This window comes from Paenibacillus sp. sgz302191 (assembly GCF_057749925.1).
The window spans coordinates 1-1310 of sequence record NZ_JBYLHY010000085.1 but is presented as its reverse complement, the minus strand read 5'-3'; the positions used below and the strand labels follow the sequence as shown (position 1 = coordinate 1310).

At 55.2% G+C, this 1310-nt stretch carries 1 protein-coding gene; it reads left to right on the top strand.

Translation table 11 applies throughout. From position 1 onward, the window contains the following. Positions 1-1310: IS66 family transposase (gene tnpC / locus AC3G2T_RS38660; protein ID WP_488438811.1), on the top strand; the 1310-nt coding region annotated here is incomplete at both ends.

Below are 1310 nucleotides of genomic sequence, written 5' to 3'. Positions count from 1 at the left end.
ATCATTGAACGTCAAGCGAAGCGTATTGAAGAACTGGAACATCGTGTTCAGGATCTCGAACGTCAGCTCGGTCAAAATAGCAATAACAGCAGCAAGCCGCCTTCCAGCGACGGGTTTCGGAAAGTCAACAACCTCCGCCAATCCGGTGGCAAAAAGGGAGCGCCTAAAGGCCATCGCGGGCAGACACTGCATCCCGTGGCACAACCCGATGAGATTCGGGTTTATCCGCATCTGACGTGCACTTCCTGCCAGGCGTCTTTGGCAGATGTCCCGGCTCATGGGTTTGAAGCGCGACAAGTCTTCGACCTGCCTCCAGTGAAGTGGATTGTCACCGAACACCGGGCCGAAACGAAATGCTGCCCGTCTTGCATGAGCACAAGTACCGCCGTTTTTCCCGAACGTATCCAAGCTCCCGTTCAGTATGGTGAAACGCTGCCGGCCTGGACCAGCTATCTAAGCGTCTACCAGTTGTTGCCCTTGGCACGGATTGCCCAGCTCTTCGAAGACTTAACCGGTCATGGCCCCAGTGAAGCCACGCTGCTATCGCAACTGCAGCAGATGTATACCGCCTTGGCACCTGTGGAAGAGCAGATCCGCCAGCACCTGCTCGAAAGCCCGGTCATCCACGCGGATGAGACCGGTTTTCGCGTGGGCGGCAGCGGGGTCTGGATGCATGTCGCGAGTAATGGTGAGTACACACAGCTAACCGTTCACAGTAGTCGGGGGACCAAAGGAATGGCCGAGGGAGGCATCCTGCCCATCTACAAGGGGACGGTTGTCCATGACTGTTATGGACCGTACTTCAATCAAGCGCTGGTTTTCTTCCTTCACGCCCTGTGCAACGCCCATCTTCTTCGCGAATGTCAGGGAATCATAGAGAACGACAAGCACCAGTGGGCAACAGACATGAAGACGTTGCTGCAAGAAAGCTGGAAGATGACGCGTACAGCCCGTGAATCCGACACGCCCCTCACGGAGCCCGTCATCACCGAAATTGAGCAGCATTATGACGACATTCTCGCTCGCGGCAGAGAAGAATGGAGCAAGGACCTGGTTGCCAGGAAAGAGGGCACACGTGGCAGACAAGCCAAAGGGAAGGCTGGAAATTTAGCGGAACGATTCGAAACAAAGAAATCCGCTGTTCTTGCCTTTCTTCGAGATGCCCGCGTGCCGTTTGACAACAACCAAGCCGAGCGGGATATTCGCATGGTCAAGGTGAAAACCAAAATTTCCGGTGCATTCCGTACGCCCGCAGGGGCTAGGCAGTTTGCCCGCATTCGCTCGGTCATCTCTACCCTTCTTAAACAAGA